Source organism: Ureibacillus massiliensis 4400831 = CIP 108448 = CCUG 49529, assembly GCF_000772965.1.
GTDB classification, from domain to species: domain Bacteria; phylum Bacillota; class Bacilli; order Bacillales_A; family Planococcaceae; genus Ureibacillus; species Ureibacillus massiliensis.
On sequence record NZ_JPVQ01000061.1, the window covers coordinates 1 to 14,315 of the forward strand.

The 14,315-nt window shown below is 34.6% G+C and carries 16 protein-coding genes; all 16 read right to left on the bottom strand.

Annotation, left to right across the window (positions count from 1 at the left end):
- Window positions 1-200: 200 nt before the first annotated feature.
- Window positions 201-650 (bottom strand): YpiF family protein, encoded by a 450-nt coding sequence (locus CD30_RS17550; protein WP_036179896.1) that lies wholly within the window; start codon window positions 648-650, stop codon window positions 201-203.
- Between the two features lie 157 nt (window positions 651-807).
- Window positions 808-1,365, bottom strand: a complete 558-nt coding sequence (locus CD30_RS17555) for a ReoY family proteolytic degradation factor (protein ID WP_036179898.1) — start codon at window positions 1,363-1,365, stop codon at window positions 808-810.
- A 15-nt stretch (window positions 1,366-1,380) separates the two neighbouring features.
- On the bottom strand, window positions 1,381-2,637 hold the full coding sequence (locus tag CD30_RS17560; RefSeq protein WP_036179901.1) for a tetratricopeptide repeat protein: 1,257 nt from the start codon (window positions 2,635-2,637) through the stop codon (window positions 1,381-1,383).
- A 102-nt stretch (window positions 2,638-2,739) separates the two neighbouring features.
- The gene (aroA, locus tag CD30_RS17565; protein ID WP_036179904.1) at window positions 2,740-4,035 is read right to left on the bottom strand and encodes a 3-phosphoshikimate 1-carboxyvinyltransferase; all 1,296 of its coding nucleotides are present in this window, start codon (window positions 4,033-4,035) and stop codon (window positions 2,740-2,742) included.
- A gap of 41 nt (window positions 4,036-4,076) precedes the next feature.
- A complete protein-coding gene (locus CD30_RS17570; protein ID WP_036179906.1) occupies window positions 4,077-5,174 on the bottom strand; it encodes a prephenate dehydrogenase in 1,098 nt (365 codons plus the stop codon).
- The gene (gene hisC, locus CD30_RS17575; protein WP_036179908.1) at window positions 5,171-6,271 is read right to left on the bottom strand and encodes a histidinol-phosphate transaminase; all 1,101 of its coding nucleotides are present in this window, start codon (window positions 6,269-6,271) and stop codon (window positions 5,171-5,173) included. Before hisC ends, CD30_RS17570 begins: the two co-directional genes overlap by 4 nt.
- A gap of 22 nt (window positions 6,272-6,293) precedes the next feature.
- Complete coding sequence (aroH, locus tag CD30_RS17580) at window positions 6,294-6,656, bottom strand: chorismate mutase (protein ID WP_036179911.1); 363 nt, start codon at window positions 6,654-6,656, stop codon at window positions 6,294-6,296.
- Complete coding sequence (gene aroB, locus CD30_RS17585; RefSeq protein ID WP_036179913.1) at window positions 6,653-7,744, bottom strand: 3-dehydroquinate synthase; 1,092 nt, start codon at window positions 7,742-7,744, stop codon at window positions 6,653-6,655. Before aroB ends, aroH begins: the two co-directional genes overlap by 4 nt.
- Before the next feature lie 2 nt (window positions 7,745-7,746).
- On the bottom strand, window positions 7,747-8,928 hold the full coding sequence (aroC, locus tag CD30_RS17590) for a chorismate synthase (protein WP_036179916.1): 1,182 nt from the start codon (window positions 8,926-8,928) through the stop codon (window positions 7,747-7,749).
- Window positions 8,929-9,163: 235 nt separating this feature from the next.
- Window positions 9,164-9,934 (bottom strand): CheR family methyltransferase, encoded by a 771-nt coding sequence (locus tag CD30_RS17595; protein ID WP_036179918.1) that lies wholly within the window; start codon window positions 9,932-9,934, stop codon window positions 9,164-9,166.
- Window positions 9,935-10,142: 208 nt separating this feature from the next.
- Window positions 10,143-10,559 carry a nucleoside-diphosphate kinase gene (gene ndk, locus CD30_RS17600; protein ID WP_036179921.1) on the bottom strand — a complete coding sequence of 139 codons (417 nt, stop codon included), beginning with the start codon at window positions 10,557-10,559 and terminating at the stop codon, window positions 10,143-10,145.
- 109 nt (window positions 10,560-10,668) lie between these two features.
- Window positions 10,669-11,643 (bottom strand): heptaprenyl diphosphate synthase component II, encoded by a 975-nt coding sequence (gene hepT, locus CD30_RS17605; RefSeq protein WP_084078045.1) that lies wholly within the window; start codon window positions 11,641-11,643, stop codon window positions 10,669-10,671.
- An 18-nt stretch (window positions 11,644-11,661) separates the two neighbouring features.
- Window positions 11,662-12,366 (bottom strand): demethylmenaquinone methyltransferase, encoded by a 705-nt coding sequence (locus CD30_RS17610; RefSeq protein WP_036179924.1) that lies wholly within the window; start codon window positions 12,364-12,366, stop codon window positions 11,662-11,664.
- A 19-nt stretch (window positions 12,367-12,385) separates the two neighbouring features.
- On the bottom strand, window positions 12,386-13,135 hold the full coding sequence (locus CD30_RS17615; RefSeq protein WP_036179927.1) for a heptaprenyl diphosphate synthase component 1: 750 nt from the start codon (window positions 13,133-13,135) through the stop codon (window positions 12,386-12,388).
- Between the two features lie 75 nt (window positions 13,136-13,210).
- The gene (gene mtrB / locus CD30_RS17620; RefSeq protein ID WP_036179929.1) at window positions 13,211-13,432 is read right to left on the bottom strand and encodes a trp RNA-binding attenuation protein MtrB; all 222 of its coding nucleotides are present in this window, start codon (window positions 13,430-13,432) and stop codon (window positions 13,211-13,213) included.
- 58 nt (window positions 13,433-13,490) lie between these two features.
- Window positions 13,491-14,060 carry a GTP cyclohydrolase I FolE gene (gene folE, locus CD30_RS17625; RefSeq protein ID WP_036179932.1) on the bottom strand — a complete coding sequence of 190 codons (570 nt, stop codon included), beginning with the start codon at window positions 14,058-14,060 and terminating at the stop codon, window positions 13,491-13,493.
- Window positions 14,061-14,315: the final 255 nt, after the last annotated feature.

Below are 14,315 nucleotides of genomic sequence, written 5' to 3' on the forward strand. Positions count from 1 at the left end.
CGTATAGTTTAGAAATTGACGTCTTGTAACTCGATTGTTACTCATCCTTTTCCCCCCTCTAACTAAAAGGTCAGTCCAACGGACATACTTTTACAAATAGTAATACTAGGACATATCTATGATATATCAATAAAATAGGTTGGTCAATATAGCATTCTGAATGATTTGGTAAGATTGTGAACATTTAATGAAACTAATTTCTAGCCCTGAGACCATTTGGAAGATAAGATGGGAATTACCTGTTTTAACTGATCTTCCAATATTGTTTTCTTTACTGTCTTATCCATTGATTCTAATGGAATTGAAGGCAACCATATAACATCTAAATCTTCATTATAGCTTGTCCAATAATGATCACATGTAATAAACAATACATGTTTAAACCCTGCATTTTCAAAAGCTTCTTTTAAATTTACAAGAGATAAATCATCTTTCGTTTCCTCAGTATAAGAAAATGGCGGCATTAACATGAGGCGACCTTTAAATTGTTGCTCGATGAATGCAGTAAGTGACATTAAATATTCTGTCGCTGAACTGGATTGTTTAATCATATTTTCTGTAAGATTTATTAAAAGCAAAGGAATAATGACAGTATCGATAAATTCTTTATTGTTTTGAAACTCGCTTACATCTTTAACATTAAAAAACATAGATGGCCCTCCAATTATGTACAATTAGTTTTTTGTAACAGATATGATTTAATGCAATAAATTTTAAATTTAATATTATTTTTTATAAATTCTTGTGAAACAATGAGCAAGGATTTACATTCAAATACAGTAGAGGTTCTCCCCTACTGTATTTGATTTACATATTTTTAGAAGTTTGTTTTAATGCTTGCAATAAGTTTGATAGCTCATAAAATTTTTCTTTATCGCCTTCGTCTAATGCATCATCAATTTCTTTTAATATTTTTTCTTCTTGAAACGCTAACATACTGCTATTTAATAATTCTTCTGCTATCACTCTGTCCTTTTCACATATGTGAAGGTGTTTCGGCATGTATGGATTTTCCTCTAATACAGCTAAATATTGAGTGCTAGGAGGTATATTCGGAAAATTTAATTGGATGTACATGCTTTCATTTGGGTGAAGTCGTAAATCGTGAAATGATTTTTCAGCATCACTTGTCATAATGTTACCTTTATAAAAACGAAACGGAACACCATTTGATTCAACACTTGACATGACTATAGCTCGAGGACAATAATGTGCTTCCTCAACAAAATGAATGTTCTCTAGCAAATTGTCATTACTTAACAAATAATTTAAAATCCAAACGCATTCTCTTCGCTTTAACTGATAATTTTTTAAAAACCACCTAACAAATGCTTTTTTATCAACCAGTGGAACGGAAGAAGTCACAACCTATCCCTCCCTTTATTCAAGAGTGTCGAGCAATTCAATCCATTGTTGTTCTGATGGTTCAAGTGCAATTAATAACTCCACTACTTCTCGAGCTTCGTTTCTTTTGCCCTCTTCTATCAAGAAATAACAATATTTTTCCAAAAACGACGGCTCTTCTTTAAAATCATTATATGCTACTTTATAAATTTCGTATGCACGTTCATACTGCTCATCTTTTGCATATGCTTCAGCAACATAAGGAAGGATTGCGCTAAAACTAAATTGATTGCGTTCCATTTCTTCATATAAATCTATTATTTCTTCATTGCGTTCTTCCTTTGCATAAATCGACATGATGACAACTATTGCTTCCATGTATTCTGGATCGAGTGCAATTGCTTGCTGCAAATGCTCAATTGCCTCTTCTTTCAATCCGTTCTTCAATGCCATTTTTCCCGCAAATAAGTAGAATGATTTTTCATATTCATCACGCTGGATGCCTTCTTGTATAACTTGATAAGCCATTTTATTATTTTCGATCATTGCATAGCTTTCTGCCAATAAAAGATATGCACTAAAATAGTCAGGATCTAATTCCTTTAAATCTTCTAGTTGATTTGTAGCAAGTTCATATTTTTCTGATTGGAATGCAGCATAGCCAGATCCAAACAGTAAATCAGGGGTCACTTTTTCTTCAAGTGCTTCCATATAGTACTCTAATGACGTCTCATAAGCACCACCCGATCTATAAACCTCAGCTAACCTTTCTGCTAATAAAATTCCACCGATTGTTTTATCTTTTTCATGAAGCTCCTCATATATACGCGTTGCTTCTGAGAATCTACCTGTTTCAAATAATAGTTCTGCTTTAGCAAAAAGGAGTAATGGTTCATTTGGCAATAACCCAATAGCTTCATTAATTTGTTTTTCCGCAACCTCATAAAGTCCTTGCATTTGATAATAATCGGCTAATAATAGAAGACTTTGTGGGTATTCAGGGGAGTCTGACGATACGGCCATTAATAATTCTAATGCTTCATCCTCTTCACCTAATTCAATTAATACTGATGCTTTATCAATTGCAATTTGAGCCTCATCCGGGAATAAAAACTGCAAATGCTCTAACACTTTTTTTGCTTCGTTCATGTAACCATATTGCATAAATAAATTCGCAATCTCGTATTGTTGTTCTGGTGCTTCATTTAACAATAATTGTTCTATATATACATCCACCTGCTGCAGGTTTCCGTTTTGAATTGCATCTAACATTTCATTAATTATTTTAGTCATTATTTTCACCTTTTCTCTTTCCTACATCAATCATTATGCTACATGAGATGAGGAAACGAAACAAGAAAAAACCCTCCTATTAAAATGGAGAGTTTTCACCTTTTATTCTTTTATAAGGCTGTCTAAATGGTTAAAAAATGTTGGATAAGATACGGCGATACAATCAACGTCATCAATTTCAACTGGTGATTCGGTAATTAGCGCACTTATTGCACCCATCATGCCAATTCGATGATCTCCATAAGATTTCAAACTGGAACCAGTTAATTTTGAAGGACCATGAATGATCATCCCATCATCAGTTGCCTCAATCTTCGCTCCTAATTTCTTCAGCTCATCTACAACGGCCACTATACGGTCAGTTTCTTTCACTTTCAGTTCTTCAGCATTTCGAATAACCGTTGTACCATCCGCTTGTGTAGCTAATAAAGCTAGTATTGGTATTTCATCGATTAATCGAGGAATAATATCGCCTTCAATTGTAGTTGCTTTTAATGAAGAGGTTTTGATTGTTAAAGTTGCAGTTGGTTCAGCAGCATTTTCATCATCAATCATGATGGATAAATCTGCTCCCATCTCCTTTAACACTTCAATAATCCCTGCACGTGTAGGATTTACTCCAACATTATGCAATGTAATTTCACTATTTGGAACGATAGCTCCTGCAACTAAAAAGAATGCAGCAGATGAGATATCTCCAGGAACCGAAACATGAGTACCTGTTAATTTCTGACCACCTGCTAAGGAGATTACCCCATTGTCGACCTGAATATTTCCACCAAATTGCTTTAACATACGTTCAGTATGATCACGAGACACTTCTTTTTCACGAACAATCGTAATTCCTTCTGTTCGAAGCCCGGCTAATAGTATAGCCGACTTTACTTGGGCACTTGCTACTGGCATTGTATAGTCAATCGCTTTTAATTGTGTACCTTGAATGGCTAAAGGTGTAAATTGTCCATTTGCTCGTCCAGATATTTGTGCACCCATTAATCGCAAAGGGTCTGCTACACGTCGCATTGGACGCTTTCCAATTGAAGAATCGCCCGTCATGACTGTATGTAGGTTTGTCCCAGATAAAATACCAAGCATTAATCTTGTTGTCGTACCTGAATTACCTGTATATAATACCTCTTTTGGTTCTTCCCACGCATCGATTCCTGCACTATTTATCGTAACATTGGTATCATCAATTTCAATTTCTACACCTAGTTTACGAAAACAATCAATCGTACTTAAGCAATCCTCTCCAAGCAAAAAACCACTAACTGTTGTTTTTCCTTCTGCAATGGCACCAAACATAACAGATCGATGAGAAATGGATTTGTCTCCAGGGACAGTAATAGAACCATTTAAGGATGGCTTAATGTAATGTAACACTTGCGATTTTGTCATTTGGGAGATTACTCCTTTCAAGCTTTGCATATAAGCATATTTTAAGATATATACATTTCAAATTTCGTACGTTTTTCCAAGCAATTCATCGCTTTTTCTCGATCATCATTCGTTTGGAAGCTAATCACTAAAATCCCGAATATATCTTCACGTGCTTCAATGACTCTAATATTTGTTATACTAATACGTTCTTCAGCTAAATACCCTGTTACCTGTGAAATTATCCCTGGGTAGTCTGGTATATCAATATATAAATCATAGGTTGTATAAAATACTCCAGTTGTAATCGGCAGTTGATCTCGAACATTTTTCGCAACTTCAAAATATTGTTCAATCGATTGATCATCATTACTTAGCAGTATGGATTTAACACGATTCATCTCATTTTGCCAAGCATCAAGCTGGTGAATTAACTCATTACGATTTTGAAGTGTAATATCTCTCCAAATTGATGGATTGGATGATGCAATACGTGTAATATCCCGAAACCCTCCAGCTGCAAGTAGAGATGTCATAGGGTATTTTTCCTTTTCAAAGTTGAGCTGATGGACAAGAGATGCTGCAACAATATGTGGAAAGTGACTTACAACAGCTGTCATATGGTCATGTTCACGAGCATCCACTTTAACAATCTTTGCAAGTGTAAACTTTAATAATTGTTCCAGTTTAATGATTTGATTTCCATCTTCATCATCAAAAGGCGTTAGGATGTAATAGGCATTTTCAAACAAATATTGCTTTGCTGCGGAAACTCCACTTTTATGAGAACCTGCCATTGGGTGTCCACCGATAAAGGTAATTCCCTTTTCTCTAAGTTCCACAGCTTTTTTCATGATTAGACTTTTCGTGCTTCCAGTATCTGTGATGATTACATTAGGTTTCAGCTTCCAATTTTTTAATTCATCCATCCAATATAACGTTGCATTTACAGGCGTACCGAAAATGATAACATCTGCCATACTCGCTGCTTGCTCAACATCTTCAACTACTTCATGAACAATATTTAACGCTGCTGCTAGTTCTCTTGTCTTTTCTTGAACGTCATAGCCAAACACTTTAGTTTCGGGAGCTTTTTGACAGGAAAGTGCAATGGAGCCTCCTATTAAACCTAAACCTATGACGAAAACATTTCGTGTCATGCAAATACTCCTTGTTCTTTTAAAACTTCTTCAAGCAAATTTAGGAATTTAGCATTTTGTTCTTGAGTTCCGATTGTAACACGAATATACCCAGGCGATGAAAGAGCATTGCCACTTCGAATGATAAATCCACGCTTCATCATTTCTTTAAAAACGACATCACTATCTGCTTTTACTTCAAATAAAATGAAATTTGTTTCAGAAGGATAATAATGTAACTGATGCTTTTCGCAAAACTCAACAAATTGTCTTTTACCAGCTTCATTTTTTTCTAAGCATTGTTGTAAAAATTCTTGATCAGTTAAAGCGATCATCGCAACCTTATGGCTTAAAATCGTATTATTAAATGGTGCGCGCACTGGATCTAATTTCGCAATTGTATCCTCTTGTGCAATGGCATAACCAACACGGAATGAAGCAAGTCCATATGCTTTAGAGAATGTTCTCATGATGATCACATTCGGATATTCATTTACATAATGTAATGTATTTTTAAATTCTGAGGAGTGAACGTACTCGTAATACGCCTCATCTAAAACGATTAATACATCTGAAGGCACATTCTTAATGAAATGATTTAATTCCTCATCAGAAACGATAGTACCTGTTGGGTTATTTGGATTACATACCCAAACAACAGATGTATTATCATCAATTGCTTCTAGCATTGAGTTTAAATCATGCACGCCATCCTTTAATGGCACTTTACGAACTTCAGCACCTTCTATTTCTGCATTGTGGCTATATTGAGAAAATGAAGGATGTGCCATTACTGTATTTACACCAGGATATAATAATGCACGAGTCACAATAGCAATTAAATCATCTGAACCATTCCCAAACATAAGTTGTGTTTCCTTTACCCCTAAATGATTGGCAACGGTTGTACGTAAATTTTGTGCATAGCCATCCGGATATATTGCATGATTCGTATGATCGTTTTGTAAAAAGGCTTTTATCTTTGGAGAAAAACCGTATGGATTTTCATTTGATGCTAGTTTCACAACCTCATCTAGACCATATTCTTTTTTAACTTCTTCAATTGGTTTTCCTGGCTGATAAGCCTTCATGCCGTTGATCTGTTGTTTCCATTTCATATTAAACGTCTCCCTCTCAAATCTATTTAACTAAATCTGGTCTTAATACGACTGCACCATTCAAATAAACGTGTTGAACATCTTTTTGATTGACGTCTGAATTTACGTGCATCAAAACGCGTATACAGAGAGGTAGTGCACCTGGAACATTCATTTCATGCATACACATTGTTGGTACGTATTGCCAACCCTCTAAAGTTCGCACTGCTTTAGCTGGAAACGCAGTATTAATATCAGGCGTTGTGGAAATAAGTACTGAAACGATATCTTCTGGTTGTAGTGTGTTTTCTTTTGCTATTTCCAGTACTAATTTTGCAGTTTCATTTAAAATTTCATCCGGTTGGTTTGCTTCAACTGTTGTTGCGCCTCTTATCCCACGAATCATTTGCATACCTCCATAATTAGGTTACGATACTGGCGATCTACTTCTCTACATTCTGATAATTCCACTTTCTGTACGTAAGGCTTTCCGATATCCTCTAATAAAACGAAATTTAGTGTACCATACTCAACTTTTTTATCTTTTAGTAGAAAAATCTCTAGTTCTTCAAATGAATAATTGCTCACTTCTGCAAATGGATAACCATTATTATAAGCAAACTTCAAAAAATCTTTTGTAAATTCACGGTGAATTTTGCCATAGCGTTCGCTTAGCAGTAATGCATATACAATTCCTATCATTACTGCTTCACCATGGGCAAGACCACCATACCCAGCAGCTGCCTCAATTGCATGACCATATGTATGCCCAAAGTTTAAAAATTTGCGAACGGATTGTTCCGTTTCATCTTGTGCAACAATATTTGCTTTTACTTCAATGCCTTTTTTTAATTGTTCTGCTAATATAGTTGAATCTAATTGAGTAATAGAATTGAAAGACATAAGTTCTTGAAGCCATTGTTCATTTGAAATCATTGAATGTTTAATCACTTCAGCCATGCCTGATAATATTTCTTTATTATTTAATGACTGCAAAATTTGTGTATCATAAATAACTGCCTTCGGTTGATAAAAAGCACCAATCATATTTTTTCCTTGTGGGTGATTGATCGCTGTTTTACCCCCAACTGCCGAATCATGGGCTAGAATCGTTGTCGGAACCTGTATAAAAGGAATCCCACGCATATAGGTTGCTGCAACAAAGCCAGATAAATCACCTACAGCCCCGCCACCAAAAGCAAATAATAAGCTTTTTCTCGTACACTTTTTCTCTAGTAGAAAGGATTGAGCTGAAAAGTAGTTTTCAAAGCTTTTACAGGATTCTCCAGCAGGCATAATGAAAACATCGAAATTATATGGAAATTGTTCCTTAAAATATTCACCCTGTGCAGCCCAAACGTTTTCATCTGTAAAGACGATACATTGATCTGCTTTTTCAATCATAGGTTGAATCGATTTCATTGCTTGATTTAAAATACCATAGCCAATAATTACATCATATTCATGGGATGCAGCTTTTACAGGAATTCGCATCATTAAAACTCCTTCGCGTACTTGCGCATTTCATCAATCTGAGACTTTAATTGTGGTAATTGATCGCTATGGAATTGTTCAATAATTGCTTTTGCAATCTCCCAAGCAATCACATTTTCTGCAACGATTGAAGCAGCAGGAACAGCACATGCATCGGAACGTTCCACACTTGCTTTAAATGGTTCTTTTGTTTCAATATCAACACTCTGTAATGGTTTATATAATGTAGGAATTGGCTTCATTACTCCTCTTACAACGATTGGCATTCCTGTTGTCATACCACCTTCTAAACCACCTAGACGGTTCGTACGACGAGTATAGCCCTCTTCCTCGCTCCATAAAATTTCATCATGAACTTCTGAGCCTTTAATACGAGCCATTTCAAAACCTAAACCAAATTCAACGCCTTTAAAAGCGTTAATTGAAAGCATCGCCTGAGCTAATTTACCATCTAATTTTCGATCATAATGTACATAAGAACCTACACCTGCTGGCATGCCATCAACAATTACTTCTACAACGCCACCAATGGAATTTCCTTCTTTTTTTGTATCATCTATTAATTGCACCATTTTCTCTGATGCAGACGGATCTACACAATATACTGGATCTTTTTCAACAATTGAGCGAATTTCATCAATTGTTTTTCCTTCTACTTTTGAAGTATCGGCCTTAATACCACCAATTTCAGTAACATGTGACACAATAGAAATACCTAGTTCTTTAAGTAATGCCTTTGCAACAGATCCAACTGCCACTCGAACTGTCGTTTCCCGTGCACTAGATCGTTCTAACACATTGCGTAAATCACGGTGTCCGTATTTCATACCACCTACTAAATCAGCATGTCCAGGACGAGGACGTGATACTTGACGTTTTATTTCATTTGGATCTATATCTTCCGGAAGTGGGTCTGCACCCATAATTTTTGTCCAATGCTTCCAATCATCATTTTTTACAACTAAGGCAACTGGTGATCCTAATGTTTTACCATGTCGAACCCCACCTACAATTTCAACAGTATCTGTTTCAATTTGCATTCTTCTTCCGCGACCATGTCCACCTTGACGTCGTTTTAAATCATAATTAATTTGCTCTGCAGTTATTGGTAAAAGGGACGGTAACCCCTCGATAATTGTAGTTAATTGAGGACCATGTGACTCCCCTGCTGTTAAGTAACGCATAAAACACTTTCTCCCTTCAACTCGCTAAAGTATGGTATTTTTTATCTTAACATATTATAACCGAAAATACATGGGGATTTCTGAATATTTCCAATGATTGTTCAATAATTGGTTAATCATTCTTTAAAAATAGATTATTTTATATAAAAACGCTTCTCGCACAATGTACGAAAAGCGTTAAACTCAGGAATCACTTATCAATACTATGGGCAATACCTTTATCTCAATACCCTCATTACTTTTTACGATAGAAAAACGTATCTTCTACCTCAAAATCATATCGGGAAGGATTAAAAATTTGTTCTGTTGATCCAACAAATAATATTCCTCCTGACCGTAATGATTTACTAAAGTTTTGATAAATCAAATCCTTTGCTTCCTCGGTAAAGTAAATCATTACATTCCGACAAACGATTAAATCATAATTTGTGTCATAAGTATCTTTTAATAAATTATGTTTTTTATATGTAACAGTTTTCTTAATATCTTCTTTAATTTTATAAAATTGACCTTCTGTGTGAAAATATTTCGATTTCATATCTGCTGGTACTTCTGCAAGTGATCTTTCAGGGTATAAGCCTAGTTTTGCTTTTTGTATTACATTTTCGTCGATATCTGTTGCATGCACATTTATTTGAGATAGCGGTAAGTGATTTGAGAGAACCATTGATATTGTATAAGGCTCCTCACCTGTTGAACAGGCAGCACTCCAAATTTTAAGTTTCCGACTATTTTTTAAAAGCATAGGGAAAATTTTGTTTTGTAATACTTCCCAACGTTTGGCGTTACGATAAAATTCTGAAACATTAATCGTCATGCGATCTAAAAACTCATTCATTAAGTCGCGATCTCTTTCTAATGCATGTAAAAACTCAGTAAAATTACGGAAACCTTTTTTCTCGTATAACGAAGTTAATCTCCTCTTCATTTGAGCTTCTTTATATAAACTTAAATCGATTCCAGTTTTTCTTTTTATACCATCAATAAACTGTTCATAATCAGACATTTTCCATCTTTCCCCTCATATGACGTAAATTCATTATAGCTAATCTTTATTGATTTCTAAATATTTTTAATGAAATCACCCTTTATTTAATATAATTTGAGGAAATTTTGATTTTAAACAAGGTAGTTCTATAAATTATAGAAAGATTTAATGAGCGTAAAAAAAGAAAAGCAACTATCGAAAATGATAGTTGCTCTAAGAGGTTTTATTATACTAATTCGCTAGCGAACCATAATTGAATTTCACGTTCAGCAGATGCAGGTGAGTCAGAACCGTGAATAACGTTTTCTGAGATTGTTACTGCATAGTCACCACGGATTGTACCAGGTGAAGATTCTTCTGGTTTCGTTGCACCCATCATAATACGTGCTAATTGAATTACATTTTCGCCTTCCCATACCATTGCAAATACAGGACCAGAAGTAATGAAATCAACTAATTCGCCGAAGAATGGACGTTCTTTATGTTCAGCATAGTGTTCTTCTGCTAATTCACGAGTTACGTTCATTAGTTTTGCGCCTTTCATTGTAAAACCGCGACGCTCAAAACGGTCGATAATGTCACCTACTACTTGACGTTGTACACCATCTGGTTTAACCATTATAAAAGTTTTTTCGATAGCCATTTTAATTACACTCCTTAATTTCGAATAAAGTGAAATATTTTTCACCTACCGATAAATATTACCAAAATAACATTAATACATCAACTCTTACAAAACCAATTAAGTAAAGTTAATATTTTCTTTTCCCCATAAATAATGCTATATCTCGTAATTTCTTTTTCATCGGAATATTAGGTAGCGCTTCCACTTCCTTTAAAGCTTTCAGTAAATATTGATTACTTACAACTGTTGCTTTTTTGATCGCATCCGAATTCCGAACGACTTCTAGCATTTCTAATCGCTCATCCTCTGTAACAAAACCATTAGAAGCCGCAGCAATAAACTTTTGAATTTTCGGTTGATCCTTCAATAACAATATTGGCAAGGTAATATTACCTTGCAATAAATCACTACCTGCTGGTTTGCCAAGTTGCTTATCAGTTGATGTAAAGTCTAAAATATCATCAATGATTTGATAACTCATTCCTACATAATAACCAAATCTTTTAAGGTGTCGAACAACTTCTGGTTCTGCTCCACCAACTATTGCACCTAACTCACAGCTAGATTCGATTAATAAGGCAGTCTTTCTTTTTATTCTTCTAAAATAATCCTTGATGTTTTGATTCAAACGAAACTTATCTTCAATTTGAATGACTTCACCATTACAGATTTCTACCATCGTATGCGCCAAAATTTTATGGACCGCTTGATTCTCGATGGATGTTACATACTCTAAAGCACGAGCAAAAATATAGTCGCCTGTATACATAGCAACTCGATTATTCCATTGTGCTTTTACAGTATATCTGCCTCTTCTCATGTCAGAATTATCAATTACGTCATCGTGAACTAGCGAAGCAGAATGTATTAATTCAAGTGGTACTGCGATATTTTTAATCTCATCGATATTATAATTACCAAATTTCGCACTAATTAAAACAAAAACTGGACGTATTCGTTTCCCGCCCGCCTGCAATAAATGGAGAGAAGCTTCATTAATTAAGTGAGAAGACGAGTTTAGCGCTTTTTCTAATTCTTTTTCGATGATGTCTATGTCCTGTTTCAAGTCGGAATAGAGCATTTTTAACTTCATCTTTTCCACGCGTAAAACCTTCTCCCACTAAATTTCTTTTTTATATCCCATATGCATAGCAGCAGCACCACCACTATATCCTTTATAGCTTACTCGTTCAAATCCTGCTTCTTCAAACATATACGCTAACTTTTTCATACCAGGGAAATCGCTCGCGGATTCCTGTAACCAAGAATATTCTTTGTAGCTTTTAGCAAGCAGTTTACCAAATAACGGCATGATATATTTAAAGTAGAAACGGAAAAGTTGTCTATACACAGGAATTTCAGGCTGTGAAGTCTCAAGACATACCGCCATCCCTCCTGGTTTTAACACACGATTCATTTCTTTCAATACTTGTATATAATCAGGTACATTTCTTAGTCCAAAACCTATTGTGACATAATCAAATGTATTATCCTCAAAAGGCAGTTCCATTGCATTACCATGTATAAGTTCAATCTGTGGAAATGGTTCTACTTTTTGTTCGCCAACCTTCAACATATTTTTACTAAAATCGAGACCTTTTACCATACCAGATTCACCAGTTGCTTTTGCTAATGCTACTGTCCAATCGGCAGTTCCACAACAAACATCTAAACATTTAGAACCCGGCTTTACATTCATTCGTTTCATCGTATCTCCGCGCCACTTTACATGGAGCTGGAAGCTGATAACAGAATTCATCTTATCATAGTTGTCTGAAATATTTTCAAAAACTTCATGCACACGTTCTTCTTTTGATTTTGCCATATTTTCATAACCTTTCTAATTAACGACAAACCGCTATTTGTTTCTTTATGTATAACTTAAGCTCGTCTTTTAGAACAGAAGACGTTTGAAGATATTCATTTAGACTCTCAATTAGCGTTTCTACCTCTTGATTAATTACCGAATCAACAGTTTCAAATTTATTTAAGCTGCCCATCATATTTTTGATGAACGCTGTCACATTTCCATTTTGATAATTTATTAATTCTTCGTTTAATCTAAGCAATAATAAACTTTTTGTCATAATAGTATTATATTTTTCAAAATGATAGAACGAATAGTATTTTTTGATAAGTTCCGTTTCAATTGTAAGTAAACTATTTAACCATTCATTTATCGTCAACTTATTTGGTTCATAGACTTTCATTTGTTGTTCACAACGATTTACTATACCTTCAGAAATTTTTCTAATTAAAAATATATTCCCTGTATTCGCTAACAGCTGATAATATCTTCCACTATAAAAATCTCCGGATAATACAGTTAATTGTTGTTCTTTACTTGTTGCGTTCTGTTCATGAATCTTGTCGTGTTCACTTAAAGATGCATGCACCATACCGATTGTAACAGCACTTATATTTAAATTTTCATCCCAATTTTCACCATTTAAGAAAGGTAAAAGTAGATAAAACAATTGATGATTATTTAAAACCGGCTCCCCAGTATATTTAAGTAAAGTACTATGATGTAATTGATTGTATATATTCAATTTAAGTTGTTCAATAGAATTCTGAATGTAAGTTGCATCCATCTATATTACTCCATTCCACTTAAAGTGCGAATGCTTATACTTAAACATTAGCTAGTTGGTCAATACCAAACAATTTTATTTTTTCTTTCCACTTTCGACAGCACCGTATGCTGAAAATATTTGAGCTTTTCCACGAATTTTCATTGCAGACGTATGTTCAGTGAATTGCGCAATCATCACTTCACCAGAATCTAATTTTTCAGAGTGATGAAATTTTGTATCTGAACCACGTGTTAATCCGATTACATGAACGCCATCTTCTTCTGCACGAATGATAATATAATCTGTTTCTGCCATTTCTTCTTCTCCTCGATTCAATTTTCTTTGTACATCATATCACAATCAAGTAGCTAAATTAAGACATTTGAATAAATGAAATAACTTCTCTACGTTTATTTTCATCATTTTCAAATATCCCACGAGCGGCAGAAGTGACCGTTTTTGAACCAGGCTTTTTCAACCCACGCATTGTCATGCACATATGTTCAGCTTCTATAACAACGTAGACTCCATAAGGCGTCAACATTTCCATAATACTATCTGCAACTGTTGATGTAATTCTTTCTTGTAGTTGAGGTCTACGAGCAACTGATTCTACACAGCGTCCAAGTTTGCTTAAACCTGCAACACGCCCATCCCTAGGAATGTATGCAATATGAGCTTTACCGTAAAATGGAACTAAGTGATGCTCACACATCGAATAAAAAGGTATATCTTTAACAAGGACAAGCTCTTCATGATCCTCATGAAATACTGTACTAAAGTATTCTCTAGGATCTTCCCCTATCCCACTAAACATTTCTTCATACATTTTAGAAACACGTTTTGGAGTATCTAGTAACCCTTCACGATTAACATCTTCACCAACTGCTTCTAATATCATTTTTACTGCTTCTTCTATTTTTTGTAAATCAACTTTTGACATTTTTCGTATCCTCCTAAAACGCTAAGAGCTAAACCCGCTAAATTGAATCGTAGCATATACCGACATTAATCGCAAAAGTAGAATTTCCTCTATTTAAAACTGAGTAAAATTGAATAAATTTATGTATTTTCATTAACATTACTATGTTCAAACTTCTATATTCAAAATTCAAATCGATTTATTAATTTTATAATTAGTTAACTCGCTAATCGAGTAGGAGGCTAGCCATTAATTGGCTAGCCGACCTCTCACACC